The organism is Reyranella sp. (assembly GCF_965249915.1).
Classification (GTDB): Bacteria; Pseudomonadota; Alphaproteobacteria; order Reyranellales; family Reyranellaceae; genus Reyranella.
The window spans coordinates 2,092,232-2,118,541 of the sequence record NZ_OZ252257.1; the positions used below are offsets into that span (position 1 = coordinate 2,092,232).

General features: G+C 64.9%; 24 protein-coding genes. 11 read left to right on the top strand and 13 right to left on the bottom strand.

Annotation, left to right across the window (positions count from 1 at the left end; translation table 11 throughout):
- Positions 1-4: 4 nt before the first annotated feature.
- Complete coding sequence (locus ACP15H_RS10440; RefSeq protein WP_425066119.1) at positions 5-1,153, bottom strand: homogentisate 1,2-dioxygenase; 1,149 nt, start codon at positions 1,151-1,153, stop codon at positions 5-7.
- Positions 1,154-1,193: 40 nt separating this feature from the next.
- The gene (hppD, locus tag ACP15H_RS10445; RefSeq protein WP_425066120.1) at positions 1,194-2,285 is read right to left on the bottom strand and encodes a 4-hydroxyphenylpyruvate dioxygenase; all 1,092 of its coding nucleotides are present in this window, start codon (positions 2,283-2,285) and stop codon (positions 1,194-1,196) included.
- Positions 2,286-2,325: 40 nt separating this feature from the next.
- Here hppD and ACP15H_RS10450 point away from each other — a divergent pair, with 40 nt between their 5' ends.
- From ACP15H_RS10450 to aat, 5 genes are all read left to right on the top strand, one after another.
- Positions 2,326-2,787, top strand: a complete 462-nt coding sequence (locus ACP15H_RS10450) for a MarR family winged helix-turn-helix transcriptional regulator (protein ID WP_425066121.1) — start codon at positions 2,326-2,328, stop codon at positions 2,785-2,787.
- Positions 2,788-2,852: 65 nt separating this feature from the next.
- Entirely contained in the window at positions 2,853-3,323 is a 471-nt protein-coding gene (gene aroQ / locus ACP15H_RS10455) for a type II 3-dehydroquinate dehydratase (RefSeq protein WP_425066122.1), read from the top strand.
- A 22-nt stretch (positions 3,324-3,345) separates the two neighbouring features.
- Positions 3,346-3,813 carry an acetyl-CoA carboxylase biotin carboxyl carrier protein gene (gene accB / locus ACP15H_RS10460; RefSeq protein ID WP_425066123.1) on the top strand — a complete coding sequence of 156 codons (468 nt, stop codon included), beginning with the start codon at positions 3,346-3,348 and terminating at the stop codon, positions 3,811-3,813.
- Positions 3,814-3,828: 15 nt separating this feature from the next.
- Complete coding sequence (accC, locus tag ACP15H_RS10465; protein ID WP_425069883.1) at positions 3,829-5,172, top strand: acetyl-CoA carboxylase biotin carboxylase subunit; 1,344 nt, start codon at positions 3,829-3,831, stop codon at positions 5,170-5,172.
- 7 nt (positions 5,173-5,179) lie between these two features.
- The gene (gene aat / locus ACP15H_RS10470) at positions 5,180-5,830 is read left to right on the top strand and encodes a leucyl/phenylalanyl-tRNA--protein transferase (RefSeq protein WP_425066124.1); all 651 of its coding nucleotides are present in this window, start codon (positions 5,180-5,182) and stop codon (positions 5,828-5,830) included.
- Here aat and ACP15H_RS10475 read toward each other — a convergent pair.
- Genes ACP15H_RS10475 through ACP15H_RS10490 form a run of 4 tightly spaced genes read right to left on the bottom strand, consistent with a single transcriptional unit; the run spans position 5,767 to position 7,292 of the window.
- The gene (locus ACP15H_RS10475) at positions 5,767-6,237 is read right to left on the bottom strand and encodes a DUF2155 domain-containing protein (RefSeq protein ID WP_425066125.1); all 471 of its coding nucleotides are present in this window, start codon (positions 6,235-6,237) and stop codon (positions 5,767-5,769) included. The two genes, aat and ACP15H_RS10475, sit on opposite strands and share 64 nt — an antisense overlap.
- Positions 6,238-6,239: 2 nt before the next feature.
- Positions 6,240-6,467: a hypothetical protein gene (locus tag ACP15H_RS10480; RefSeq protein ID WP_425066126.1), complete on the bottom strand. Its 228-nt coding sequence runs from the start codon at positions 6,465-6,467 to the stop codon at positions 6,240-6,242.
- Positions 6,467-6,916: an outer membrane lipid asymmetry maintenance protein MlaD gene (gene mlaD / locus ACP15H_RS10485; RefSeq protein WP_425066127.1), complete on the bottom strand. Its 450-nt coding sequence runs from the start codon at positions 6,914-6,916 to the stop codon at positions 6,467-6,469. The genes ACP15H_RS10480 and mlaD overlap by 1 nt, the downstream gene beginning before the upstream one ends.
- A gap of 25 nt (positions 6,917-6,941) precedes the next feature.
- Positions 6,942-7,292, bottom strand: a complete 351-nt coding sequence (locus ACP15H_RS10490) for an NADH:ubiquinone oxidoreductase subunit NDUFA12 (RefSeq protein ID WP_425066128.1) — start codon at positions 7,290-7,292, stop codon at positions 6,942-6,944.
- Between the two features lie 295 nt (positions 7,293-7,587).
- Between ACP15H_RS10490 and ACP15H_RS10495 the strand changes: the two genes are divergently transcribed.
- The 5 genes from ACP15H_RS10495 (at position 7,588) to ACP15H_RS10515 (ending at position 17,799) form a co-directional block, all read left to right on the top strand.
- Entirely contained in the window at positions 7,588-11,280 is a 3,693-nt protein-coding gene (locus ACP15H_RS10495) for a vitamin B12-dependent ribonucleotide reductase (RefSeq protein WP_425066129.1), read from the top strand.
- Between the two features lie 347 nt (positions 11,281-11,627).
- On the top strand, positions 11,628-12,311 hold the full coding sequence (locus tag ACP15H_RS10500; protein WP_425066130.1) for a TetR/AcrR family transcriptional regulator: 684 nt from the start codon (positions 11,628-11,630) through the stop codon (positions 12,309-12,311).
- Positions 12,308-13,441 carry an efflux RND transporter periplasmic adaptor subunit gene (locus ACP15H_RS10505; RefSeq protein ID WP_425066131.1) on the top strand — a complete coding sequence of 378 codons (1,134 nt, stop codon included), beginning with the start codon at positions 12,308-12,310 and terminating at the stop codon, positions 13,439-13,441. Before ACP15H_RS10500 ends, ACP15H_RS10505 begins: the two co-directional genes overlap by 4 nt.
- A gap of 10 nt (positions 13,442-13,451) precedes the next feature.
- A complete protein-coding gene (locus ACP15H_RS10510; protein ID WP_425066132.1) occupies positions 13,452-16,565 on the top strand; it encodes an efflux RND transporter permease subunit in 3,114 nt (1,037 codons plus the stop codon).
- 55 nt (positions 16,566-16,620) lie between these two features.
- A complete protein-coding gene (locus ACP15H_RS10515) occupies positions 16,621-17,799 on the top strand; it encodes a GNAT family N-acetyltransferase (protein WP_425066133.1) in 1,179 nt (392 codons plus the stop codon).
- 4 nt (positions 17,800-17,803) lie between these two features.
- Here the strand turns inward: ACP15H_RS10515 and ACP15H_RS10520 are convergent, their stop codons facing one another.
- From ACP15H_RS10520 to ACP15H_RS10535, 4 genes are all read right to left on the bottom strand, one after another.
- The gene (locus ACP15H_RS10520; protein ID WP_422013184.1) at positions 17,804-17,977 is read right to left on the bottom strand and encodes a hypothetical protein; all 174 of its coding nucleotides are present in this window, start codon (positions 17,975-17,977) and stop codon (positions 17,804-17,806) included.
- Complete coding sequence (gene clpA / locus ACP15H_RS10525; protein WP_425066134.1) at positions 17,977-20,298, bottom strand: ATP-dependent Clp protease ATP-binding subunit ClpA; 2,322 nt, start codon at positions 20,296-20,298, stop codon at positions 17,977-17,979. The genes ACP15H_RS10520 and clpA overlap by 1 nt, the downstream gene beginning before the upstream one ends.
- Positions 20,299-20,340: 42 nt before the next feature.
- Positions 20,341-20,757, bottom strand: a complete 417-nt coding sequence (gene clpS, locus ACP15H_RS10530; RefSeq protein ID WP_425066135.1) for an ATP-dependent Clp protease adapter ClpS — start codon at positions 20,755-20,757, stop codon at positions 20,341-20,343.
- Between the two features lie 63 nt (positions 20,758-20,820).
- A complete protein-coding gene (locus ACP15H_RS10535; RefSeq protein WP_425066136.1) occupies positions 20,821-21,540 on the bottom strand; it encodes a hypothetical protein in 720 nt (239 codons plus the stop codon).
- Positions 21,541-21,702: 162 nt separating this feature from the next.
- Here ACP15H_RS10535 and ACP15H_RS10540 point away from each other — a divergent pair, with 162 nt between their 5' ends.
- Complete coding sequence (locus tag ACP15H_RS10540; RefSeq protein WP_425066137.1) at positions 21,703-23,151, top strand: serine hydrolase; 1,449 nt, start codon at positions 21,703-21,705, stop codon at positions 23,149-23,151.
- Here the strand turns inward: ACP15H_RS10540 and ACP15H_RS10545 are convergent.
- From ACP15H_RS10545 to ACP15H_RS10555, 3 genes are read right to left on the bottom strand one after another with little or no spacing between them, the layout of a single operon-like run.
- Complete coding sequence (locus tag ACP15H_RS10545; protein WP_425066138.1) at positions 23,120-23,554, bottom strand: gamma-glutamylcyclotransferase family protein; 435 nt, start codon at positions 23,552-23,554, stop codon at positions 23,120-23,122. The genes ACP15H_RS10540 and ACP15H_RS10545 overlap by 32 nt on opposite strands.
- On the bottom strand, positions 23,554-24,957 hold the full coding sequence (pgmG, locus tag ACP15H_RS10550) for a phosphoglucomutase/phosphomannomutase PgmG (RefSeq protein WP_425066139.1): 1,404 nt from the start codon (positions 24,955-24,957) through the stop codon (positions 23,554-23,556). The genes ACP15H_RS10545 and pgmG overlap by 1 nt, the downstream gene beginning before the upstream one ends.
- 34 nt (positions 24,958-24,991) lie before the next feature.
- Positions 24,992-26,308, bottom strand: coding sequence for a UDP-glucose dehydrogenase family protein (locus ACP15H_RS10555; protein WP_425066140.1), 1,317 nt, complete (start codon positions 26,306-26,308; stop codon positions 24,992-24,994).
- Positions 26,309-26,310: the final 2 nt, after the last annotated feature.

Genomic DNA, 26,310 nt, shown 5'->3' on the forward strand with positions numbered 1-26,310 from the left:
TTCCCTATTCCGCGGCCTGCTTCATGTCGGACGGCCGCCAGGACTTCACATACCCCTCGAACTCGACGCCGGCCGGCATCGCCGCGACATCGATCGCGTCTCTCGTGTCGATCATCACCGCCACTTCGTCGGTCTCGGTCTTGCCGCCCTTGGTCGCCGCATTGAACGCCTTGGGATGCGGCCCGTGCGTGAAGCCGCTCGGATGCACCGTCATCATGCCCGGATGGATGTTGTCGCGGCTGAAGAAGCTGCCCTTGTGATAGAAGATCACTTCCTCGAAATCGTCGTTATTGTGGAAGAACGGCAGGCGCAGCGCCTCCGGATCGCTCTCGAAGGGCCTCGGCACGAAGGTGCAGACGACGAACCGGCCGGTGGCCCACGTCGTGTGGGCCGAGGGAGGCAGGTGTGCGCGGTGGCTCATCAGCGGGCGCAGGTCGCGCCAGTTGATGCGCACGACACTGAGATCGCCATGCCAGCCCACCGCGTCCAACGGATTGAAAGGATAGGTCACTGTCGACAGCGTGTTGCGCCGTTTCACCGAGACCTTCCACGTGCGCTCGTCCTGCTGGGCGCGGAAGGCCTCGTCGATGCGCGGCGTGTCGAGCATCGCCGGATCGAAGATCGCGTGCCGGCCGACCAGCCCCTTCTCCGGCAGGGTAAAGTGATCGTTGGTCGCCTCGATCATCAGCGACACGGTGGGCTTCGCCGGCTCAAGGCGCCACATCGTGCCGCGCGGGATGACGAGATAGTCGCCTTCCGCATAGTCGAGATGCCCGTAGTCGCAGAACAGCGCGCCGTTGCCCTCGTGGATGAACAGGAGCTGATCGCCGTCGCTGTTGCGGGCAAGCTCGGGCATCGGCCCTTCGAGACGCCAGAACCGCATCTGCAGGTGGCTGTTGTCCATGACGAGCTGGGATTCCCAGGGATTGGTCCGCGCCCTCGCCAGCTTGTTGAGATCGAGCGCACGCGGCCGGATCGGGCCGTCGAATTCGACCCAGTCCGTGGGCTTGTGCTTGTGGTGGAACTGCGCGGAGGGGCCGAAGAAGCCCTCCTTGCTGATCTCGCGCTCGTAGGTGCCCTCCGGCAGGCGGACATGGGCCTGGCGTGAGGCCGTGCCCTCGATCTGGCGCAGCGGAATCCAGTTCTTGGCCATGGTTTCCTCCTTCCCTCTCTCGTTTCGTTTATTTCGTTTTCTAAGCCTTCAACACGCCGCGCCGGATCTGGTCGAGTTCGATCGATTCGAACAGGGCGCGGAAATTGCCCTCGCCGAAGCCCTCGTTGCCGCGGCGCTGGATGATCTCGAAGAAGATCGGACCGATCACGGTCTGGGTGAAGATCTGCAGCAACAGGCCGCCGCCCTTGGTGGGTGCGCCGTCGATCAGGATGCGATCGGCCGCCAGTCGCGCCAGGTCCTCGCCATGGCCGGGCAGGCGCTCGTCGACCTGCTCGTAGTAGGTGTCCGGCACGGTCTGGAACGGCACGCCCTTGGCCTTCAGGGTCTCCACCGTCTCGTAGATGTCACCGGTACCGAGCGCGATGTGCTGGATGCCTTCGCCGTGATAGGCCGACAGGTATTCCTGAATCTGCGACTTGTCGTCGGTGCTCTCGTTGATCGGGATGCGGATCTTGCCGCACGGGCTGGTCATCGCCTTGGACTTGAGGCCGGTGAGCTTGCCCTCGATGTCGAAGTAGCGGATCTCGCGGAAATTGAAGAGTCGCTCGTAGAAGTCGGCCCACTCCGCCATCCGGCCGCGATGCACGTTATGGGTCAGGTGGTCGATATAGGTGAGACCCACCCCTTTGGGATTGCGGTCGACGCCCGGCAGATACTCGAAGTCGACGTCATAGATCGAGCCGCGGTCGCCATAGCGATCCACGAGATAGAGCAGCGAATCGCCGATACCCTTGATGGCAGGAATGTTCAGCTCCATCGGGCCGACCTTCCCTTCGACTCCCCAGGCGCCGAGCGACAGGGCCCGCTTGTAGGCCGCGCCGGCATTCTTCACCCGCAGCGCGATGGCGCAGACGCTGGGCCCGTGCACGCGTGCGAAGCCCTGGGCGAAGCTCTCCTTCTCCGCGTTGACGATGAAGTTCACGTCGCCCTGGCGAAACAGCGAGACGTCCTTGGAGCGATGCTTCGCCACCCTGGTGAAGCCCATGCTCTCGAACAGGGCGCCGAGCGCCGCCGGATCGGGGGCTGTGTATTCGACGAACTCGAACCCGTCCGTACCCATCGGGTTTACGTCGTCGATCTCCAGGATCTTGGCTTCGCTGACACTCGCCATGTTTGACCTCCCGGCTGAATTAGTTTCAAATGTAACTATTATGCCGACCGCAGCGCAAGCCCTCGAACTGGAGAATTTTCTCCCCTACCGGCTGTCCGTCCTCGCTCAACTCGTGAGTGACTCGTTGCACGATCTCTATGCCGAGCCGTTCGGACTGAGCGTCACCCAGTGGCGGGTGATGGCGGCGCTCGGACGGTTCGCACCGCTCACCGCCTCCGATGTGGGCCAGCGGATCGTCATGGACAAGGTGGCGGTCAGCCGGGCCGTGGCCGGCCTGATGAAGCGCGGCCTGGTGGAGCGGGCGACCGATCTGGAAGACCGCCGGCGCGAGCCTCTGAGGCTTACGGCCCAAGGGCGCACGATGCATGACAAAATCGTGCCCCTGGCGCTGAAGTACGAGTCGGAACTCTATGAGGCCCTGTCCACAGAGGAGCGCGCGACCCTCAACGGCTTGTGTGATCGGCTGTTCGCACACGCCAAGCTGTTGAGAAACCGCCCCTGAGGGCGCCTTGTCGCCCCGACTCCCCATGCTATAACGCCCGCCTCGTATCACTCTGGGAGGCAGGATTGGCCGCGAAGGCCGCCCAACACCCGCCGGTATTGAAGCCGGTGCTGGTTCTGAACGGGCCGAACCTCAACATGCTGGGCAAGCGTCAGCCGGAGATCTACGGCCATGAGACGCTGGCGGACGTCGAGACGGCGTGCCGCGCCGAGGCTGCGCGCCTGGGCCTTGGCGTCGAATTCGCCCAGAGCAATCATGAGGGCGTGCTGGTCGACCGCATCCAGGCCGCGCGCGAGGGCAATTCGGCAATCGTCATCAATGCCGGCGCCTACACCCATACGTCGGTGGCCCTGCTCGACGCGCTGAACGCCGCCGAGCTGCCGGCCGTCGAGGTTCATCTTTCAAACATCTACAAGCGTGAGCGCTTCCGCCATCATTCGTACATCAGCCCGGCTGCGGTCGGCGTGATCGCGGGTCTCGGCACTCAAGGCTATCTCCTTGCCCTCCAGGCGCTGGCGCGCCTACTGGCACGCTGACCAACATCGGGAGCGTTTCTCCATGTCAAAATTCGAGCTGGATACCGAGTTCGTCCGCAAGCTGGCGGCGATCCTCGAGGAAACCAAACTCGGCGAGATCGAGCTGACGGATGGCGAGCGGCGCATCCGGGTTGCCCGCCCGACCGCACCGGTCGCACAGGCGGCGCCGGTCATGATGGCCGCGGCGCCTGCCGCCGCTTCCGTTACCGTAGCCGCATCCGCAGCGGCGCCCGCCGTCGCGGACCTCTCCAAGCATCCCGGCGTCGTGAAGTCGCCGATGGTCGGCACCGCCTATCTCGCCCCGGAACCCGGCAAGCCCAACTTCGTCGCCGTCGGCGACAAGGTGACCGCCGGCCAGACCCTGCTGATCATCGAGGCGATGAAGACCTTCAACCCGATCAAGGCCCCCAAGGCCGGCACGGTCACGCAGATCCTGATCGAGAATGCCCACCCGGTGGAATTCGCCGAGCCCCTGATGATCGTCGAGTAAGGGCCGCCCGTGCCGATGTTCGACAAGGTCCTGATCGCCAATCGCGGCGAGATCGCGCTTCGCATCCATCGCGCCTGCCGCGAGATGGGGATCCAGACCGTCGCTGTCCATTCCACCGCCGACAGCGATGCCATGCATGTGCGTCTGGCCGACGAGTCGGTGTGCATCGGGCCGCCCCCCGCCCGCGACAGCTACCTAAACATCCCGGCGATCCTCTCGGCCGCGACGATCGCCGGAGCCGATGCGATCCACCCGGGCTATGGTTTTCTGTCCGAGAACGCCAGGTTCGCCGAGGCGGTCGAGGCCCACGGCTTCACCTTCATCGGTCCGACGCCGCAGCATATCTCCATGATGGGCGACAAGATCGTCGCCAAGCAGACCGCCAAGGAACTCGGCCTGCCGCTGGTGCCGGGCTCGCCCGGTCCGGTCGAGTCGATCGAGGAAGTCATCGAACTCGGAACGAAGATCGGCTGGCCCGTCCTGATCAAGGCGGTGGCAGGGGGCGGTGGACGCGGCATGAAGGTCGTGGTCAACGCCGAGGCCGCCGCAGAGGCCTTTTCGCTCGCCCGTGCCGAGGCCAAGGCTGCCTTCAGCAATGACGCGGTCTATCTCGAGAAGTATCTTCCGCGACCGCGCCACATCGAGATCCAGGTGCTGGGCGACGGGCTGGGCGCCGGCATTCATCTGGGCGAGCGCGACTGCTCGCTGCAGCGCCGGCACCAGAAGGTGCTCGAGGAGGCGCCCTCGCCGGCGCTCAATGCCGAGCAGCGCAACAGGATCGGCGAACTGGCCGCCGATGCCGTCCGCAAGCTCAAGTATCGCGGCGCGGGGACGATGGAGTTCCTGTTCCAGGATGGAGAGTTCTACTTCATCGAGATGAACACCCGCCTGCAGGTCGAGCATCCGATCACCGAGGCGGTGACCGGCATCGACCTGGTGCGCGAGCAGATCCGCATCGCCTCCGGCTCGCCGTTGACGCTCACGCAGAAGGACATCGTGATCCAGGGGCATGCGATCGAGTGCCGGATCAATGCCGAGAATCCCGAGACCTTCGTGCCCTGCCCCGGCCTCGTGACCGACTATCACGCGCCCGGCGGGCTGGGCGTGCGTGTCGATTCGGGCCTCTACGCCGGCTATTCGATCCCGCCCTACTACGACTCGATGGTGGCCAAGCTGATCGTCAACGGCAGCAGCCGCAACGAATGCCTGATGCGGCTGCGCCGCTCGCTCGAGGAGTTCGTGATCGGCGGCATCGACACCACGGTGCCGCTGCACCGCCGCATCATCGGCGAGCAGGAATTCATCGACGGCGACTACGACATCCACTGGCTGGAGAAGCTGGTCGGCCTCAAGAAGTAGTGTCGGCATGCTGGAGATCACCCCCGACCTCCTGCTTCAAGCCTATCGCATCGGCGTCTTTCCCATGGGTGAAAGCCGCGACGACCCCAAGCTTTACTGGCTCGATCCGCGGATGCGCGCGGTGCTGCCGCTCGACGCCTTTCACCTGTCGCACCGTCTGGCGCGCACGGTCCGCAGCGGCCATTTCGAGGTGAGCGCCGACACCGCCTTCGCCGAGACGGTGCGCGCCTGCGCCGAGCCGCGACCGGGCCATCCCGAGAGCTGGATTAACGAACCGATCGTCGCTCTCTATACGGAGCTCCACGCGCGCGGCCACGCCCATAGCGTCGAGTGCCGCGTCGGCGGCAGGCTGGTCGGCGGCCTGTACGGCGTCTCGGTGGGCGCCGCCTTCTTCGGCGAAAGCATGTTCAGCCGCGAGCGCGACGCCTCGAAGGTTGCGCTGGTGCATCTCGTGGCCCGGCTGATCAGGGGGGGATTCGCGCTGCTCGACTGCCAGTTCATGACCGAGCATCTGCGCAGCTTCGGCGCGGTCGAGATCGCGAGAGACGATTTCAAGGCGTTGCTGGCCAACGCGATCGACCGGCCGGCGACCTTTCAGCGTGAGCTGGGCGGCGACGATCCCTGCGCCATCGTGCAGGAGAGCACGCGCAGGTCGTAGACGCCGTGGTCCAGTGCGGACAAAGATGGCGTCGAAGCGAACATCCAGCCGGCGAACAGCTTCTCTTCCGCCTGGCCCGGCTTGTGGTCGATGATGGTGAGATAGGCCACCGACTCGGGCGGCGCCTCCGGCACGTTCACGAGGCAATCGCCCACCGTGATCTCCAGCGTGCCGAACCGTGTCGACTTCCCGACCGGCGCATAGAAGCGCTGGGTACGGGCCGTCACCTTGTCCAGTCCCTGCAGTTCGGCCGACCGGATACCAGGCCCGTCGGGCACCGGCCGGAGGTTGGCGTTGCCCGGACGTGGCGGCGGTTGTTGTTGTTGCTGTGGTGGCGCTAGCGGCGTCTGCGCAGACGCCGCACCGAGGCCCGCCGCAAGTACGGCGAGCGCGATCAACCCGCGCATCGTCACCCCTTGGCGTGGGGGGGCGTCAACCCGTCGATCAGTTCGTGAAGCGCCTGCTTTATCTGCGTGGCGTCGCATCCCATCAGAACTCCGTCCTCCAGCGCATCGGCACAGAGGGTTTCGATCTCCTGGATGTTCTGGTTCAGGACTTTGATCTTTTCGAGGCATGACACCGGCTTTCCGTCCGGCTGCCGCCAGACCGGCGGCTCCTTCGGGGACTGAGCGCCCATCACTTGCTTCCCGTGCTGCCGAACATGAACTTGGCGATCAGCTCCGTCAGGGGAATTGCGTCCTGTGTATGCTCGATCTCGCCGCCGTTCTTGAGCATCTGGTTGTCGCCGCCCGGCTCGAGGACGACGACCATGCCGCCCAGCAGCGATTCGCCCACGATCTTGGCATGCGTATCGAGCGGCAGGTTGACGTTGGACGACAATCCGAGGCGCACGACGGCCTGATAGGTCTTGGGATCGAGACTGAAGCCGGTCACGCTCCCGACCTTGACCCCACTCAGCGTCACGTCGGCACCGCGCTTCAACCCATCGATGCGCCCGAAGCGCGCCACGAGTTCATACCCTTCGGGTCCGGCCCGATCGGATTTCGAAAAGGCGTAGAACACGAAGACGCCGGCCACCACCAGCACCAGCGCGCCCACGATCGTCTCGACAATATTACGGCCCACGCTCATTCCCTCGCGCTTGCCGGTCTCAGCCGGGACGCCATGCCTCATAAGGGGGCTTCGGCTTGTCGCCTGCGGACAGCGTATGTCCGGGCGGACGGTAGGCGTGATCGGTCCCCGTGAGGTTGGGCTGGTGTTCCTTCTGCCATGCCTTGCGCGGCGGGCCACCGGCGGGGGGCGGCTCGGCCAGCGTGTGATGAAGCCAGCCATGCCATTCCGGCGGAACGCGCGAGGCTTCCGCAACACCGTTGTACATGACCCAACGCTTGCGCCGCATCCCGGGAACGATTCGCTTGTCCTGGAAGTAACGATTGCCTTCGGCATCCGTGCCGACCAGTTCGCCGCGCATCTTCGTGAAGAGCCAGGTGCCGATGATCATGAACCAACCACTTCGTAGGTGATGCGCGCTTGTACGCGGGCGCTTGATTGTGTGCAACGCGACGTGAACGACGCGTCATTGAGTTCGATTGAAGACATACAATGAGGCGTTTCGCCGACTGTTGCGCACTTGCATCATCTAGTACCATCAACAGCACACGCTACAAAATATAGTTGCGCCCACAAGATTTTGTAATTTACTATTACTCCGTGCCTATATGTGCGTGTTCGAATTAGATCGAACACCCCCCGCGACAGGGAACCAGATTGGCGGGATCGGGCACGGGGGATAGTCGATGCGCTTCGAGCGTCGGTATACAGAGGCAGGAAAATCGCCATTCGCTGGAATGGCTTTTCGCGTTGCCAATTCCGAGATTCGCAATCCCGACGGCTCGATCGTCTTCCAGTTGAAGAACATCGACGTGCCGGCCGAGTGGTCTCAGGTCGCGTCGGACGTCCTCGCCCAGAAGTATTTCCGTCGCGCCGGCGTGCCGGCGCGGATGATCCGGGTCACCGAAGCGGACATGCCCGAGTGGCTGTGGCGATCGGTACCCGACGAGGCCGTCCTCGTTGCGCTACCGGAATCCGAGCGCTTCGGCGGCGAGACCAGCGCGCGCCAGGTCTTTCACCGCATGGCCGGCGCCTGGACCTACTGGGGCTGGAAAGGTGGCTACTTCGACAGCGAGGAGGACGCCCGCTCCTTCTACGACGAGCACTGCTTCATGCTCGCGGCACAGATCTGTGCGCCCAACTCGCCGCAGTGGTTCAACACCGGTCTGCACTGGGCCTACGGCATCGACGGCCCGGGCCAGGGCCACTGGTTCGTCGATCATCTCGATGGCGAGGCCTATCCGTCGGCATCGGCCTATGAGCGGCCGCAACCCCATGCCTGTTTCATCCAGAGCGTCTCGGACGATCTGGTGAACGAAGGCGGCATCATGGATCTGTGGATCCGCGAGGCCCGTCTCTTCAAGTACGGCTCCGGCACCGGCTCCAACTTCTCCCGCGTCCGCGGCGAGGGCGAGAAACTCTCCGGCGGCGGCCAATCGTCGGGCCTGATGTCGTTCCTCAAGATCGGCGACCGCGCGGCCGGCGCCATCAAGTCCGGCGGCACGACACGTCGCGCGGCCAAGATGGTGACGGTCGACATCGACCATCCCGACATCGAGGACTTCATCTCCTGGAAGATGCTCGAGGAGCAGAAGGTCGCCGCGCTGGTGGCCGGCTCCCGCCTCGCCAACCGTCACCTCAACGCCATCATGCAGGCCTGTCTCGAGGACCAGCAGGGCGACGCGGCGTTCGACCCGCGGCGGAACTCGACGCTTCGTCGCGAGATCGTGGCGGCCCGGCGCGCCGAGATTCCCGAAAACTACATCCAGCGCGTCATCCAGTTCGCGCGCCAGGGCTATCGCCACATCGACTTCCCGGCCTTCGACACGGATTGGGAATCGGCCGCCTATGCCTCTGTTTCTGGACAGAATGCCAACAACTCGGTGCGCGTCACCGACGCGTTCCTGCGCGCGGTGGAAGAAGACCGGCAGTGGGCGCTGACCGAACGCACGACCGGCAAGGTCTCCAAGGTGGTCGGCGCACGCCTCCTCTGGGACCAGGTCGCCGAAGCGGCCTGGCATTCGGCCGATCCGGGCGTCCAGTACGACACCACGATCAACGACTGGCACACCTGCCCGGAGTCGGGGCGCATCAACGCCTCCAACCCGTGCTCGGAATACATGTTCCTCGACGACACGGCGTGCAATCTCGCCTCGTTGAACCTGATGCGGTTCCGACGCGACGATGGCTCGATCGATATCGGAGCCCTGGAGCATGCGAGCCGCCTCTGGACGGTCGTTCTCGAGATCTCCGTGATGATGGCGCAGTACCCGTCGCGCCGCATCGCCGAGCTTTCCTACCGGTACCGCACGCTGGGTCTGGGTTACGCCAATCTCGGCGCCCTGCTCATGGCCTCGGGCCTGGGCTACGACAGCGCCCGAGGTCGCGCCATTGCCGGCGCCCTCACCGCGATCATGACCGGCACCGCCTATGCGACGTCAGCGGAGATGGCGGGCCTGATGGGCGCCTTCCCCGGCTTCGCGGCCAACCGCGAGCCGATGCTACGCGTCATCCGCAACCATCGCCGCGCGGCGCATGGCGCAGACCGGGCCTATGAAGGCCTGTCGATCGCGCCGCAGTCGCTCGACGCGGGCAACTGCACCGACGCCCGGCTCGTCGCCGCCGCCCGCAACGCCTGGGATCGTGCGCTGGAACTGGGTGAGCGCCACGGCTTCCGCAACGCGCAGGTCTCCGTCATCGCGCCAACCGGCACGATCGGGCTCGTGATGGATTGCGACACGACCGGGATCGAGCCCGACTTCTCCCTGGTCAAGTTCAAGAAGCTGGCCGGCGGTGGCTACTTCAAGATCATCAACCAGACCGTCCCGCTGGCACTTCGTACCCTGGGGTACGAAGCGGCCGCGATCAGCCGCATCGTGAGCCATGCCGTGGGCCACGGTTCCCTCGCATCGGCACCTTCCATCAATCACGAAAGCCTGTCGGCACGCGGCTTCGATGCCGCCACGCTGCAGCGGATCGACCAGGCGATCACCACGGCCTTCGACATCCGCCTGGCCTTCTCGCGGTACACGCTGGGCGAAGCCTTCTGCCGCGAAGCGCTTGGCCTCGATGACGAAGCACTCGCCGATCCGAAGCTCGACATCCTGTCGCGACTTGGCTTCTCGCGCAGCGACGTCGCCGCCGCGAACATCCATGCCTGCGGGACGATGAGCGTAGAAGGCGCACCCGATCTCAAGAGTGAACATCTTTCTGTGTTCGATTGTGCGAATCCCTGTGGACGAGATGGCACACGCTTCTTGTCTGCAGAGAGTCACATACGCATGATGGCTGCAGCACAACCCTTCGTATCGGGCGCCATCTCCAAGACCATCAACATGCCGAACGCGGCAACGGTCGAGGACTGCCGCAAGGCCTATGAAATCTCTTGGAAGCTCGGATTGAAAGCGAACGCCCTCTATCGTGACGGTTCCAAGCTGTCGCAGCCGCTTTCTGCAATGGCGCTGGGCGACGACATGGCCGCCAACGACGATCTTTCCGAGCTGTCGCCTGCGGCACGGGCGCCGATCATCGCCGAACGGATCGTGGAACGCATAGTCGAGCGCGAAGTCCGGGCCGGCCGCGAGCGCCTGCCCCAGCGTCGCAAGGGCTATACGCAGAAGGCCATCGTCGGGGGCCACAAGGTCTATCTCCGGACCGGCGAATACGAGGATGGCCGCGTCGGAGAGATCTTCGTCGACATGCACAAGGAAGGCGCGGCGTTCCGCAGCCTCATGAACAACTTCGCCATCGCGATCTCGATCGGCCTGCAGTACGGCGTGCCGCTCGAGGAGTTCGTGGAGGCCTACACCTTCACGCGGTTCGAACCTTCAGGTCTCGTCGAGGGCAACGACGCGATCAAGATGTCGACGTCGGTTCTCGACTACATCTTCCGCGAGCTCGCGATCTCCTACCTGGGACGCAACGACCTCAGCCACGTCGAGCAGGCGGACCTCCGGCCCGACGGTGTCGGACGCGGTGAGGTCCAGGGCGAACTGCCCCCGCCCGGCACCAACGCCGCCGAGGCCGCCGCCGCTGCGGTCAGCCGCATCGCAAGTGTCGGTTATCTGCGCAGCAATCTCACCGCATTGAATGGCAGGACTGCCGGCAATGTCGCGATCGCCTCTACGGCGATTGTCGGCGCCGCCCTGCCCACCGGACTGACCGACGGACCAGCCGTCGCTTCGGCGCACATCGCCAAGGCGGCCGTCGTCAGCGTCGCGCTTGGAGAAACATCCTCCTCGCCCCTGGGTCTGGCCCTCGAGGCTAGGCTCAAGGGATTTGAAGGGGATGCCTGTCCGGAATGCGGCAACTTCACCATGGTCCGCAACGGGACGTGCCTCAAGTGCACGACCTGCGGCGGCACCACCGGCTGCAGTTGAGCATGCGTGGCGTAGCGTACCAGCGTACCCCGGGGGCCTCACGGTTGGGGAACCCATAGCTAACCATAGGAGACAGTTATGGCTGCTAAGAAAAAGGTTGCGAAGAAGAAGGCTGCTAAGAAGAAGAAGCAGTAATTAGGAAAGGGCGGAGGTCAAAGGTTACTTTGGCCCCTCTAACAACGCCTTTAGGCTTCCGCGTGGGCGCCCACTCTCAGGGCCCCACCGGAAGCCCCCTAAACAGAAGACCAGCATAAAGCCGATCCGACACTCCCGCTCGCGGGCGTGGAAAGGCGAAACTAGCCAAAGCGTCCGGCGACCTCGGTCTGCCGGACTTTTTTCTTTCCGGCTTGAACCCTGCCCGCTTTGCCCTTACATGGCGCTGCATGGGTACTGACCAGTCAGTCAATACAGAGTCTGCCAAGGCGCCCCGCGTACGGCGACCGGAAGATCGCGCCTCCGAGATCGCCCGCGCCGCCCTCGAACTCTTCGTTACCCGAGGCTTCGCCGCCACCAAGCTCGACGACGTCGCCAGGGCGGCGGCGGTCAGCAAGGGACTCCCCTACCTCTACTTCAAGAGCAAGGAAGAACTCTTCAAAGCGGTCATCGCCGAGGCCATTTCCGGTCCGCTGGCGCGGGCGAATGACGTGGTCGAGCGCTTCGAAGGAACCAGCGAGGAGCTCCTCCGCACCCTGGTCGCCGGGTTCCGCGCTTTCGAAGAGACGCCTGCCGGCGGGGTCGTGAAGCTGATCCTGGCCGAGGCCGGTAACTTCCCCGACGTCGCCGACTTCTACTGCACCGACTTCGATGTACGTGGCCGCGACCTGTTCATCCGAACGCTGCGCCGTGGCGTAGCAAGCGGCGAGTTCCGTCCCCTCGCCGACCTCGAAGCCACGGCAATCGTCATCCTGCAGCCGCTCGCCATGTTCTCGGTCTGGAAGCGCTCGCTCGCTCCTTTCGACCCCAGCAAGGTCGACGGCGACCGATTTTACACCGCCTACCTCGATTTCGTTCTCAAAGGGCTACGGCCATGAAGACCAGCGCCAAGATCATCATCGCCATCGTCGGCGCCGCCGTCATATTGGGAGGCGGTGCCTTTGCGTGGAAGAACGGCAAGGGCACGACGCCGGCAGGCGGTGGTCCGGCTGTCGCCAAAGCTGCGGACCGCCCCCTTGAACTGATCCCGGCCGAGGTCCACACCATCAAGCCGCGCGGCCTGGTCGATGTGGTCCGCTTCACCGGCACCACGCAGCCGATCGACCAGACCATCGTGAAGGGTCGCGTTGCCGGTCGGCTGGCCGAGGTGCTGGTCCGCGAGGGTGACCGGGTCACCGAAGGCCAGGTGCTGGCGCGCTTCGAGACGACAGAGTTGCAGGCCAAGATGAACGAGCGGCAGTCCGCGCTCGAAGCCGCCCGTGCCGACGCGCGCTGGACGGCGCGCGACCGGTCCGACAAGGAGACGCTCGCCAACCGCAACATCGTCTCGCAATCGGCGGCCGACCAGGCGCGCGCGACAGCCGACAACCGCGCTTCCATGGTGGCCGTCGCCGAAGCCCAGCTCGATGTGGCCCGCAAGAACCTGGCCGACGCCGAGGTCAAGGCGCCCTTCGACGGCGTTGTCGGCGAGCGCATCGCCAACCAGGGCGAATCGCTGCCGATCGACGGCAAGATCCTGGCCCTTCTGGACACCAGCCACGTCGAGATATCCGCCCAGATGCCGGCCGCCGACGTCATCCGCATGAAGGTGGGGCAGACTGCCCAGGTCACGCTCGAAGGGTTCGGCGATCGCGTCTTCAACGGCAAGATCACCCGCATCAGCCCGACCACGCAGGCGGGCTCCCGCTCGATCCCCGTCTACGTCGAGATCACGGATCGTCACGAGGCGCTGCGCGGCGGCCTGTTCGGCACCGGCAGCGTCACCGTGCAGGAGAAGGGCCACGCCCTGGCCGTGCCGGCCTCGGCGATGCGCAAGGACGATCAGGGCGAGTACGTGCTGATCGTCGAGGACGGCACCCTGGTGCGTAAGCCGGTGGGCGCCGTCCGTACCTGGTCGCGCGGCGAGTTGGTCGAGGTGAAAGGCCTGGAGTCGGGCATGACGGTGGTCTCGGCCCCCCTGCCCGGCCTGCACGCCGGACAGAAGGTCAAGATCGTCGAGACACGCTAGGAGATCGGCCGTGAAGCTCACCCAGATCGCGGTCGACAATCCGGTCTTCGCCACCATGATGATGGTGGCGTTGCTGGTGATGGGCCTCTTCTCCTATCGCCAGCTCGGTATCGACCAGTTCCCCAACGTCGACTTCCCCATCGTCGTGGTCACCACGGACTATCCCGGCGCGTCACCGGAGACGGTCGAGAGCGAGATCAGCCGCAAGATCGAGGAATCGGTCAACGCCATCGCCGGCCTCAAGACGCTCACCTCGCGCTCGCTCGAGGGCAAGTCGATCGTCATCGCCGAGTTCGAACTGTCGGTCCCTTCCGCCGTGGCCATGCAGGACGTCCGCGAGAAGGTCCAGATGGTCCGGGCGTCCTTCCGGCCGGAGATCAAGGAGCCGCTGATCCAGCGCTTCAACCCCGACGACCAGCCCATCGTCTCGATCGCCGTTCGATCGGACGTCCGCTCGGTGCGGGACCTCACGACGCTCGCCGACCAGATCATCATCAAGCGCCTGCAGACCGTTCGCGACGTCGGTCGCGCCACCATCGCCGGCGGGCTGAAGCGCCAGATCAACATCGAGCTCGATCCTGGCCGCATGCATGCGCTCCGCGTCGGCGTGAACGACATCATGCGGGCGATCAGGGACGAGAATCAGAACTTTCCCGCCGGCAACGTCCAGCGCGGCAACGACGATCGCGTGATCGAGGTCACGGGCCGTGTCGTCGAGCCCGGCGACTTCGCCGACCTGATCGTGGCCCGCCGCGGCCAGGCACCCGTCTATCTCCGGCAAGTGGCCAACGTGGTCGACGGCCAGCAGGAGCTCGAGAACGTCGCCATGCTGAACGGCGAGCGGGCGCTCGCCATCGATGTGGTGAAGACCCAGGGCTCCAATACGATCGAGGTGGCGCGCGGCGTCCGTCGCGCCGTCGCGGAGTTGCAGGCCTCCCTGCCCTCCGACGTGAAGCTCGAGATCGTGCGCGACAGCTCGCGCGGCATCCAGAATTCGGTCGACAATGTTCAGCAGACAATGATCGAAGGTGGCCTGCTGACCATCGCCATCGTCTTCCTGTTCCTGCATTCCTGGCGCAGCACCGTGATCACGGGCCTCGCCCTGCCGATCTCGGTATTCGGCGCCTTCATGGTGATGGCCGCCTTCGGATTCACCCTGAACGTGCTGACCCTGATGGCGCTCAGCCTCGCCATCGGCATCCTGATCGACGATGCGATCGTGGTGCGCGAGAACATCATGCGCCACATCGGCTTCGGCAAGACCCATCGTCAGGCCGCCATCGACGGCACCAACGAGATTGGGTTGGCCGTGCTCGCCACCACCTTCTGCATCGTGGCGGTGTTCCTGCCGGTCGCTTTCATGGGCGGCATCATCGGCCGCTTCTTCTTCCAGTTCGGCGTCATGGTCTCCGCCGCCGTGCTGATCTCCCTGTTCGTGTCCTTCACCCTCGACCCGATGCTGTCGTCGGTCTGGTATGACCCTCAGGCCCATGCCAACGGCCGCTTTGCCCGCATCGTCAATGGCGCGCAGGAAAAGGCCAACGGCGTCTATCGCGTGGTGCTCGCCTGGGCGCTGCGCTGGCCGAAACTCACCCTGCTGATCGCGCTCGCGACATTCGTCGGCAGCTTCGCGCTGCCGAAATACATCGGCTTCGAGTTCGTCCCGCAAGCCGACCTCGGCGAGCAGGTCGTCAGCATCGAAACGCCGGTCGGGTCGTCGCTGGAATATACCGAAGCCAAGCTGCGCCAGGTCGACGCGGCGATCCGCGAGTTTCCGGAGGTCGACTATACCTACGGTACGGTCAATACCGGCTATGCCAACGGCAAGAACCAGGCGAGCCTGTATCTCAAGCTCAAGCCGCTGAAGCAGCGCACGCGTTCGCCCGAGCAGCTCGCCCAGCCGATCCGCGAGCGGCTCGCCAGCATTCCGGGCATCCTGGTCTCGATCAACATTCCCGGCGGGCCGGGCGGCGGCGTCCAGAAGCAGCTCCAGCTCTCGCTGCAGGGGCCGGACACCAACGTACTCGATGCGATCTCGCAGGACGTGATGAAGCGCGCCGCCGGGATCCGCGGCCTGGTCGATCTCGACCGCAACCTCAAAGCCGCCAAGCCGATCCTGTCGGTCCGCCTGCGCCGCGACGCCGCCTCCGACCTCGGCCTGGGATCGGCCGCCGTCGCGCAGTCGCTGCGCCCCCTCTTCGCCGGTGACGAAACCAGCCTGTGGCGGGCGCCGGACGGCGAGAACTACATGGTCATGGTCCGCCTGCCGACCGACGACCGCACCGGCATTGCCGACCTGCACCGTGTCTGGTTCACCGCCGGCACCGAACCGAACGGTCTGCCCCGCATGGTCCATATCGCGCAGATCGCCGACGTCGTGACCGATGTCGGCGCTTCGCAGATCAACCGCCGTGACCTCAACCGCGAGGTCCAGATCACGGCCAACGTCTACGGCCGCTCGGCCGGCGAGGTTTCGAGCGACCTGCAGAAAATCCTGACAGAGATCAAGCTGCCGCCCGGCTATCGTTTCGTGTTCGGCGGTTCGACCAAGGACATGGCCGAGAGCGCCGCCTATGCCGGCCAGGCGCTGCTGATGGCGGTCATCCTGATCTACCTGATCCTCGCGTCGCAGTTCGGCAGCTTCCTGCAGCCGATCGCCATCATGATGTCGTTGCCGATGTCGCTGATCGGCGTGTTCCTCGGCCTGTTGGTCGCCGGCACCACGCTCAACATTTTCTCGGCGATCGGCTTCATCATGCTGATGGGCCTCGTCACCAAGAACGCCATCCTGCTGGTCGACTTCTTCAATCAGGCCCGGGAGCGCGGAACGCCGGTCAACGAGGCCCTGCTCGAGGCCGGCACGATCCGGTTGCGCCCCATCCTGATGACCACGCTCGCCATGGTGTTCGGCATGCTCCCGCTGGCGCTGGGGCTGGGCGAAGGCGCCACACAACGCGCGCCGATGGCGCACGCCGTGATCGGCGGCCTGATCAGCTCGACACTCCTGACCCTGGTCGTCGTCCCCGTGGTGCTGGTCTATATCGACCGGATCAGCCTGTGGGCGAGCCGCAGATTCAGCCGCTCGGCGGACCAGATGGCCCGCGAACACAAGCCCGCCGAGTAGAAACAGCCGCAAGGAATGGCCATCGTGCTGGCACGATTCGCGCTATGCTGCCCTCATGCCGGATGATGCCCCGACCGTCGGCCTGCGCATCGTCGACTCGCTCAGCGCAGTCGACGCCGCCCAGTGGGATGCCTGCGCGCTCGCCCCGGGCGCGGTGGGCAACCCGTTCCTCAGCCATGGCTTCCTGAAGGCGCTGGAAGACTCGAAATCGGTCGGACGGCGCACCGGCTGGCAACCGCAATATCTGCTGGCGGAGTCGGACGACGGGACGCTCCAGGGCGCCGCGCCGCTCTACATGAAGAGCCATTCCCAGGGCGAGTACGTGTTCGACCATGGCTGGGCCCAGGCCCTGGAACGGGCCGGCGGCCGCTACTATCCAAAACTCCAGGTCGCCGTGCCGTTCACGCCGGTGCCCGGCCCGCGCCTGTTCGCCCGCCCCGGCCCGATGGCCGACGCCGTCCGCGATGCCTTGATCGACATGCTGGCCAAGATCGCCGGCGACAACAACATCAGCTCGGTCCACGCCACCTTCTGCACCGAAGAGGAATGGAAGCGCTTCGGCGCGCGCGGCTGGCTGTTGCGCCTCGGCCAGCAATATCACTGGAGCAACGACGGCTACCGGACCTTCGACGACTTCCTCGGCGCACTGTCCTCGCGCAAGCGCAAGGCGATCCGCAAGGAGCGCGAGGCCGTGCGGCGCGAGGGCCTCGTCATCCATGCGCTGACCGGCGACGACATCCGGTCCGAGCACTGGGACGCCTTCTTCGCCTTCTACATGGATACCGGCGGCCGCAAATGGGGCACGCCCTATCTCACGCGCGCCTTTTTCGACATCCTGGGCGCGACCATGGCCGACAAGGTCGTGCTGGTACTGGCCGAGGCCGACGGCCGTCCCGTCGGCGGCGCCCTCAATCTCAGGGGCGACGACACGCTCTATGGCCGCTACTGGGGATGCTTGGAAAGCCACGCCTTCCTGCATTTCGAGGCCTGCTACTACCAGGCCATCGACTATGCGATCGCCCATGGGCTGGCGAGAGTGGAGGCCGGGGCGCAGGGCGACCACAAGATCCAGCGCGGCTATCTGCCGGTGCCGACCTACTCCGCGCACTGGATCGTCGATCCCAGCTTTCGCCGTGCCGTGGACGATTACCTGAAGCGCGAGCGGCCCGCGGTACAGCAGGAGATCGAAGGCCTGATGCAGTATTCGCCGTTCCGGAAAGAGAACGAGGCCTGAGGGCCTACTTGGCCATCAGGACCCCGAAGAAGAAAACGACGAAGAAGACGAGCTGCTCGGTCAGTCCCAGCGGCGCCTGCCAGCCGATCTTGTCGATGATGAACAGGACCACCCAGAACACCGCGGTGGCGAGCACCGCGGCGCGAAAGGCGATCCAGAGAGGCTTGAACGCACTCACTATTCGGCGAGAACCGGTTCCTGGCTCGCGGGCGGCAATGCCCCGCGCTCAGGTGGCAGGAAGGTGAAGACGAGCTTGCCCGCCTCGCCCGGCGCATCGACGTCGACACGCACCGTACCGCCGTCGGAGAGCTTGCCGAACAGCACCTCCTCGGCCAGCGGCTTCTTCACGTATTCCTGGATCACCCGGCCGAGTGGGCGGGCCCCGAACAGCCTGTCGTAGCCCTTCTCGGCCAACCAGCGGCGGGCGCCGTCGGTCAGTTCGATGAAGACCTTGCGGTCGGCGAGCTGGACCTCGAGTTCGGCCACGAACTTGTCCACCACCTTGCCCATCGACTCCGGGCCGAGGTTGGCAAACTTGATGATCGCATCGAGGCGGTTCCGGAACTCCGGTGCGAACATGCGATTGATCGCCTCGTTGTCCTCGTCGTGCCTCTGCTCGCGGCCGAAGCCCAGCGCGGGCTTGGCGATGTCGGCCGCGCCCGCATTGGTCGTCATGCACAGGATGACGTTGCGGAAATCCACCGTCCGGCCGTTATGGTCGGTGAGCTTGCCGTAATCCATGACCTGCAGCAGGACATTGAACACGTCCGGATGGGCCTTCTCGATCTCGTCGAACAGCACGACGCAATGGGGATGCTGGTTCACCTTGTCGGTGAGCAGTCCGCCCTGATCGAAGCCGACATAGCCCGGCGGAGCGCCGATCAGGCGCGAGACGCTGTGCCGCTCCATGTATTCCGACATGTCGAAGCGAATGACCTCGAGGCCGAGCAGGCGCGCAAGCTGGCGCGTCACCTCGGTCTTGCCGACGCCGGTGGGGCCAGCCAGCAGGTAGCTGCCGATCGGCTTCTCCGGCGACCGCAGGCCCGCGCGCGCGAGCTTGATCGAGGCGGCGAGCTGATCGATCGCATGATCCTGCCCGAACACCACCGTCTTCAGGTCGCGGTCGATGGTACGCAGCATCTCGGTGTCGTCCTTGGAGACCGACTTCGGCGGAATACGCGCGATCTTGGCCACGACGTCCTCGATGTCCGCCACTTCGATGACCGTCTTGCGGTCCCCCGGCGCACGCAGCATCTGGGCCGCGCCGACCTCGTCGATCACGTCGATCGCCTTGTCGGGCAGCTTGCGGTCGTGGATGTAGCGCGCCGACAGCTCGACAGCGGCTTTGATCGCGTCGTCGGTGAAGCTCACGTGATGGTGCTTCTCGTAGACGGGCTTGAGGCCGCGCATGATCTCGACGGCATCGCTGATCGTAGGCTCCGGCACGTCGATCTTCTGGAAGCGGCGCACCAGCGCGCGGTCCTTCTCGAAGTAGTTGCGGTACTCCTTGTAGGTCGTCGAGCCGATGCAGCGCAGCTCTCCCGACTGCAGAGAGGGCTTCAGCAGGTTCGACGCATCCATCGAGCCGCCCGACGTCGCGCCGGCGCCGATGATCGTGTGGATCTCGTCGATGAAGAGGACGGAGTGCGGCTTCTTCTTGAGCTCGGTCAGGACAGCCTTCAGCCGTTCCTCGAAGTCGCCCCGATAGCGCGTGCCGGCCAGGAGGGCGCCCATGTCGAGCGAATAGATGACCGCTTCCTTCAGGACCTCCGGCACCTCACCATCGACGATCTTGCGGGCGAGGCCTTCGGCGATCGCCGTCTTTCCGACGCCGGGCTCGCCGACATAGAGCGGGTTGTTCTTGGTGCGACGGCACAGGACCTGGATGGTGCGCTCGACCTCGTGCTCGCGGCCGATCAGCGGATCGACACGGCCTTCCCTGGCCTTCTGGTTGAGATCGACGCAATAGGTCGCGAGCGCCTCGTTGCCCTGCTTGGCCGCGGCCTCGCCGCCGGCCTCCTCCTCGGAGCCGCTGACGCGACGCGTACGCGTGCGCCCCGGCACCTTGGCCTTGCCGTGGCTGATGTAGTCGACCGCGTCGAGGCGCGTCATGCCCTGGTTCTCGAGGAACGAGACGGCGTGGCTGTCGCGCTCCGAGAACAAGGCGACCAGCACGTTGGCGCCCGTCACCTCGTTCCGGCCCGACGACTGCACGTGTACGGCCGCACGCTGGACGACGCGCTGGAAACCCGCGGTCGGCAGAGGCTCGCTGGCACTTTGGGTGATGATGCCCTTGAGCCGATTGTCGACGAAGGTTTCGAGATCGTGCCTCAACCGGTCGATGTCGACCCCGCAGGCTTTGAGAACGGGCACCGCGTCCTCGTCCTCCGTCATGGACAGGAGCAGATGCTCGAGCGTCGCATATTCATGGCGGCGCTCGCCTGCAAGCCCGAAGGCGCGATGCAGGGACTTCTCGAGGTTCTTGGACAGCATGGACATCGAACCACCTCGACTGGAAAAACGAACTACTCTTGGTCGTCGTTACTCTTTCTCCAATGTGCACTGGAGAGGGTGCTGATTCTTGCGGGCATAGTCGACCGTTTGGGTCACCTTGGTCTCGGCGATCTCATAAGTGTAGACCCCGCATATCCCCACGCCCTTTTGATGGACGTGCAACATAACCTCGGTCGCCTCTTCGCGATTCTTCTGGAAGATGTTCTGCAGAACGTCGACCACGAACTCCATCGGCGTGTAGTCGTCGTTCAGCATCAGAACCTTGTACATCGACGGCTTCTTGGTCCGCGTCCGCGTGAGCGTAAGCGCGCCGGTGCGGCCGTCGTCGCCACCTTCGCCATCGTCCCGGCGCGGTGGCTGCTCAGGCGGCCCACCCGGCGGCTGCTGAGGGGGTTCGCCCGCCCCGCCGAGCCGCCATTCGCCTGCGTTTCGCGGAAAGTCCATCGTAGTCGTCACGCTCCCAAACCAAGACGCTCCTGAATTATATAGGTAGCGTTACGGATTCCGCTACCTCGGCCGCAGACCATCCTTTCCGACCACCAGCATCCAGCGATCGGCGCGGGCGCGGTCGAGCGGAGCGTTCCAGTCGCGCCGCAGTTCCGCAGGCTCGAGCTTGCGGGGCGGATTGACCGGTATCGGCACCTTGTCCCATGAGAACAGCCTGGCCGCGAATTTCACGTTTGCGAAGCCGTCCGTCGGATAGTGATAGGCCTGGAAGCCCCACACGCCATTCCGGCACGAGGCGACTGTCCACCAGAAGTCGTTGTCGGGCAGGCGCATTCCGTCCCGCGGAGGACCAAAGGCGCGGCTCTCCTCCAGCAGTGCTAGGAGTTCCCGGGTTTCGTCCACGGTCAGGATTCGCTGCCCGCCCTTCATGCTCCACGGGGCGAATATGTCCTTCGGGTTTGAAATGAGCATATTGGTGATGCCCGTCGTCGCAATGCCCTGCCCCTCGAGCACGCCGATGTTCATGCCAGCCACGCCATCGGGCTGCAGGTAGATGTCGTAGGCGCGAACCTGCTCTTCCCAGAGGGCGTTGTAGATGAGCCTAAGGCGGCTTCGGCCGCCCGGCACGCAAGCCGCCCGGATATCGTCGGCCGCGACGAAGTCGAACCAATGGAAGCTGCGGACGACCGGCAGCTCGACGTTGCGATCCGGCCTCTGCGCCATGGCGGGTGCCGCCGACAGAGCGGTCAAGGCAGCCAACGCCAGGAAAAGAGCCTTCATCACGCCTCCTTCAGAACAGGCCTGCATAATCTAAACCAACTGGGGCAGCAGAACGGCATGTCCAAAGTTGCATACCCCTACAAACTTTAGTAAAGTTCAAGCAACAGCTCATAACCTATTGGATGAGCACAAGAATCTGATTTCGCGTGTGGCGTATTCGCAATGATTTTTCCCCTCAGGCGAATTGCGGTCGGCTTTTCTTGGGTCGCCGTCAGCATTCTTTTTCTCGGCGCCTCGCTCGCGCCCTCGCCCGTCGATGCCCAGACGCAGGCTAAGTCGGTCAAGCGGGCTGCCCCGCCCGCCAAGGCCCGCGCCAAGGCCGCCTCGCGCAATACGTCCTCTTCCTGGGTCGCCAATCCGGCGGTCAGCGGAAAGGAATCCTACCTGATCGTCGATGCCACGAGCGGCCGCGAACTGGCTTCCGATCGCGCGGATGAGCTCCGTCATCCCGCGTCCGTCACCAAGCTTATGACGATCTACCTAACCTTTTCGGCTCTGGATTCGGGGCGGCTGTCGCTCGGCGACGCGCTGCCCGTGTCCGTGAATGCCCTGAATGCTCCGCCCACGAAGATGGGCATGACGCCGGGCGGCACCGTCAACGTGCGCGACGCCACGATGGCGCTGGTTACGCGCTCGGCCAACGATGCGGCCGTCCTTCTGGCCGAAGGCCTCGCCGGCAGCGAGGAGGCGTTTGCCCGCCTGATGACCCAGAAGGCGCGTCAGCTCGGTATGAGTTCGACAGTGTTTCGCAATGCATCGGGCCTGCCCAACAGCGAGCAGGTCACGACTGCCCGCGACCTCGCCAAGCTCGCCAACGCGCTGCTGCGCGACTATCCGCACTACTACGCGATCTTCTCGGTTCAGAGCTACTCCTACCGGGGACGCATCCTCGAGAACCACAACCGCATGCTCGGCAGCTACGAAGGCGCCGACGGGTTGAAGACCGGCTATACAAACGCCTCCGGCTTCAACCTCGTGATGTCGGCAGTGCGCGACAACCGCCGCCTGATCGGTGTCGTCATGGGAGGCACCAGCGCCGCACAGCGCGACCGGACGATGGCCGCGCTCATGGATCGCGGCTTCACGCTTGCCGCGGCCATGCAGCTCTCGCCTTGGACGTCCGTGCGCAAGCCGCCGTCGGCGCGTTACACCGCCGCCCAGTTCGATCCCGGCGCCGGCTTCGCCGAGGCCTATCGGCCGCCGGCCGCGGCGCAGCCTCAGCAGGCGCAGCAGCCGCAGGTCAGTCCGAAGTATGCGGGCTTCGTGGCCCCCGCGCCGGCAAAGCCCGCGACCACGGCGGCATTTGCCGCAGCGCCTTCCGCTGGGTCGGACACGCCCGCTCTCGGAAGCTGGGTGATCCAGGTCGGATCCTTCAGCGATCCGCAGGCCGCTCAGGCGGCCCTGGAGCGGGCGACCGCGGCCCTGCCCGACTCGCGCTCGGCCTCGGCGATCGTCGACGAGGTGCAGATGGCCAACCGCGTCTTCCATCGCGCACGACTGATCAACCTGTCCCAGGAACAGGCGATCGAAGGGTGCAAGCGGCTCGAAAAGCGGAAGGTCTATTGCTCGGCGCTCCAGGTCACTGCCTGGAATACGCCGGGTGCACGCTGAGCGCTCTCTTCAGCCGGTCCACGAAGGATTTCTTGTGACGGCGCTGCCAGACCGTCAGGTCCCACGCCTCCCGGCTGGGCTTTAGCCGCGACTGGATGGGCTCGAAAACCGACACCACGTCCATCTTCCCCAAGACCTTCACCCGCAGCGGCGCGATCCGATAGCCCGGTCCTTCGTAGGCCGCGAGGTGCGCGACATCCCGGTCACTGAGACCGCCCACGATTGCGCCGGGCACTTCGTCTGAAGGATCGGCAATTACGATCGGATAGGTCGCGCCCTGCACCCTGCGTCGGGCGTGCCCCGGCAGGCTCGCCGCCGCATACGCCTGCGGCGGCAACCGCCGCCCCAGGACGAGAGCCGTCACGTCGCGATCGAGCAACGTGCCGTAGAAGAAGAAGCGCATCAGTGATGGCCGGACGAGGCGTCGTCCGGAAGCTCCACGCCACACGCCGCCAGGGCGGCCTTGAGATCGGTCATGAGCCGCGCGAGACCGGCATCGTCAGCTGCCTCGCAGCGCGCGACCAAAACGGGCTGCGTGTTGGACGCCCGCAGAAGCCACCAACCGTCCCTGGTGCTGACCCTGACGCCGTCGATGTCGGAGAACTTGGCGCCGTCCTTCTGCAGCCGCTCCTTCACCTTCTCGACGACACCGAACTTCTGATCGTCCGGGCAGTCGAAGCGGAGCTCGGGTGTGTTGACCGGCTGAGGCAGCCCGTCCCGCATTTCCGCCAGGCTCTCTTTCGCGTTCGCCACGATGTTGAGCAGACGCAGGCCGCAATAGAGCGCGTCGTCGAAACCGTAGAATGTGTCGGCGAAGAACACGTGGCCGCTCATCTCGCCCGCGAGAGGCGAACCGATCTCGGCCATCTTGCTCTTGATGAGCGAATGGCCGGTTTTGTACATCATCGGCTTGCCGCCGGCCTTGGCGATCTCGTCGAACAGGACCTGGCTCGCCTTCACGTCGGCGATGATGGTGGCGCCAGGATTGGTCTTGAGCACGTCGCGCGCCCAGAGGACCAGCAGCTGGTCGCCCCAAAGGATGCGGCCCTTGCCGTCGACGGCGCCGATCCGGTCACCATCGCCGTCGAAAGCGATGCCGAGGTCGCACCCCCGCTTCGTCACCTCGGCAATCAGCTGCTCGAGGTTCTTCGGCACCGTGGGATCGGGATGGTGCGACGGGAAGGTCCCGTCGACCTTCTCGTTCAGCACGAAATGTTCGCCTTCCAGCTTGTCGACGACAGCTCGAATCGAGACGCCGACTGCGCCGTTGCCGGTATCCCACGCGACCTTGAGCTTGTTGCCGGGCTTGACGTCCCGCAAGAGACGCGCGGCATAGTCGGCCAGGATCGAGACCTTCTCGACCTTGCCCGCCCCCGTTTCCCAGTCGCCCTTGCCGGCCATCTCGCCAAGCTTCTGGATGTCGGCGCCGAAGAACGACTTCTTGCCCATCATCATCTTGAAGCCGTTGTAGTCCGGCGGATTGTGCGATCCGGTGATCTGGATCCCGCCGTCGGCCTCGAGATGGTAAACGGCGAAATAGAGCATCGGCGTGGCGGCGAGACCGATGTCGACGACATCGATTCCGGCCGCGGTCAGGCCTTCGATGCACGCGGCCGCCAGTTCGGGAGAACTCAGCCTTCCATCATAGCCCAGCGCCACCCGCTTGCCGCCCTTGCGCCGGACGAGCGTCCCCAAGGTGCGTCCGATCGCCCGGGCGTCGGCCGCATGAACCGTCCCGCCCACGATGCCGCGAATATCGTACTCACGCAGGATGCTCGGATCGAACTTGTGCGCCATCTGGCTCATAAAATGGTCTCCTGAAGGGAACCGTGAAGAATTCTCAGCCGCGCCCGACCGGCCGGCCAATGCTGTCATAGGCGAAGCCGAGCGACCGCATTTCCTCGGGGTCGAAGATATTGCGCAAGTCGACGATGCGGGGCTGGCGCATCGCTTCCTTGATACGCCGCGGATCGAGGCCGCGGAACTCGTGCCATTCGGTGATGACCACCAGCACATCGGCTCCCGAGGCCGCCTCGTAGGCGTTCTTGGCGAAGATCACATCCTTCATCAGGCGTGCCGCTTCGACCATCCCTTCCGGATCGAAGGCCACGATCCTGCCGCCCGCGGCCTGCAACGCAGGCACGATGTCCAGGGACGGCGCGTCGCGCATGTCGTCGGTGTTGGCCTTGAACGTCAACCCGAGGACGCCGATCGTCAATCCTGCGACCGAGCCTCCGCAGAAGTCGATGACCTTCTGCGCCATCTTCTTCTTGCGGCTGTTGTTCACCCGGATGACCTGCTCGACGATCGTCTGAGGTGCATCGACCTCGCGCGCGGTGTAGGCGAGCGCAAGAGTATCCTTGGGAAAACACGAGCCGCCGAAGCCGGGGCCCGGATGCAGGAACTTGCGGCCTATGCGCCCATCGAGCCCGATTCCGCGCGCCACGTCATGCACGTCGGCACCGACCTTTTCGCAAAGGTCCGCGATCTCGTTGATGAACGTGATCTTCGCCGCGAGGAAGGCGTTGCCCGCATACTTCGTTACCTCGGCCGTCTCGATGTTGGTGAAGACCATCGGCGTCTGGATGAGGTTGAGCGGACGATAGATCGTCGACATCAGATCCCGAGCCCGCTGGCTCTCGACGCCGATCACCACCCGGTCGGGCTTCATGAAATCTTCGATGGCCGCGCCTTCGCGCAGGAACTCCGGGTTGGATGCGACGTCGAATTCGGCGTCCGCCCGCGCTTGGCGGATAATGCGGGCAACTTCCCGTCCTGTGCCCACCGGCACCGTCGACTTGTTCACCACCACCGTATAACCGCGTATCGCCTGGGCGATCTCCGCTGCTGCGGCGTAGACATAGGACAGGTCGGCATGGCCGTCGCCGCGGCGCGTCGGCGTCCCCACGGCGATGAAGACCGCATCGGCATCGCCGACCGCATCCTCAAGCCGCGTGCTGAAGCTCAGGCGGCCGGACCTTGCATTGTCGGCCACCAGCTTGTCGAGGCCTGGCTCGAAGATCGGTATTTCACCTTTGCGCAGCCGCTCGATCTTGCTGGCGTCCTTGTCCACACAGACGACGTCGTGACCGAATTGGGCAAAGCAGGCTCCAGACACCAGGCCGACATAGCCCGAGCCGATCATCGCAATTCGCATAT

Coding starts and splice junctions, on each gene's coding strand:
- ACP15H_RS10440 (WP_425066119.1), bottom strand. CDS start 1,153: ATGGCCAAGAACTGGATTCCGCTGCGCCAGATCGAGGGCACGGCCTCA.
- hppD (WP_425066120.1), bottom strand. CDS start 2,285: ATGGCGAGTGTCAGCGAAGCCAAGATCCTGGAGATCGACGACGTAAAC.
- ACP15H_RS10450 (WP_425066121.1), top strand. CDS start 2,326: ATGCCGACCGCAGCGCAAGCCCTCGAACTGGAGAATTTTCTCCCCTAC.
- accB (WP_425066123.1), top strand. CDS start 3,346: ATGTCAAAATTCGAGCTGGATACCGAGTTCGTCCGCAAGCTGGCGGCG.
- accC (WP_425069883.1), top strand. CDS start 3,829: ATGTTCGACAAGGTCCTGATCGCCAATCGCGGCGAGATCGCGCTTCGC.
- aat (WP_425066124.1), top strand. CDS start 5,180: ATGCTGGAGATCACCCCCGACCTCCTGCTTCAAGCCTATCGCATCGGC.
- ACP15H_RS10475 (WP_425066125.1), bottom strand. CDS start 6,237: ATGCGCGGGTTGATCGCGCTCGCCGTACTTGCGGCGGGCCTCGGTGCG.
- ACP15H_RS10480 (WP_425066126.1), bottom strand. CDS start 6,467: ATGGGCGCTCAGTCCCCGAAGGAGCCGCCGGTCTGGCGGCAGCCGGAC.
- ACP15H_RS10490 (WP_425066128.1), bottom strand. CDS start 7,292: ATGATCATCGGCACCTGGCTCTTCACGAAGATGCGCGGCGAACTGGTC.
- ACP15H_RS10495 (WP_425066129.1), top strand. CDS start 7,588: ATGCGCTTCGAGCGTCGGTATACAGAGGCAGGAAAATCGCCATTCGCT.
- ACP15H_RS10505 (WP_425066131.1), top strand. CDS start 12,308: ATGAAGACCAGCGCCAAGATCATCATCGCCATCGTCGGCGCCGCCGTC.
- ACP15H_RS10515 (WP_425066133.1), top strand. CDS start 16,621: ATGCCGGATGATGCCCCGACCGTCGGCCTGCGCATCGTCGACTCGCTC.
- clpA (WP_425066134.1), bottom strand. CDS start 20,298: ATGTCCATGCTGTCCAAGAACCTCGAGAAGTCCCTGCATCGCGCCTTC.
- clpS (WP_425066135.1), bottom strand. CDS start 20,757: ATGGACTTTCCGCGAAACGCAGGCGAATGGCGGCTCGGCGGGGCGGGC.
- ACP15H_RS10535 (WP_425066136.1), bottom strand. CDS start 21,540: ATGAAGGCTCTTTTCCTGGCGTTGGCTGCCTTGACCGCTCTGTCGGCG.
- ACP15H_RS10540 (WP_425066137.1), top strand. CDS start 21,703: ATGATTTTTCCCCTCAGGCGAATTGCGGTCGGCTTTTCTTGGGTCGCC.
- ACP15H_RS10545 (WP_425066138.1), bottom strand. CDS start 23,554: ATGCGCTTCTTCTTCTACGGCACGTTGCTCGATCGCGACGTGACGGCT.
- pgmG (WP_425066139.1), bottom strand. CDS start 24,957: ATGAGCCAGATGGCGCACAAGTTCGATCCGAGCATCCTGCGTGAGTAC.
- ACP15H_RS10555 (WP_425066140.1), bottom strand. CDS start 26,308: ATGCGAATTGCGATGATCGGCTCGGGCTATGTCGGCCTGGTGTCTGGA.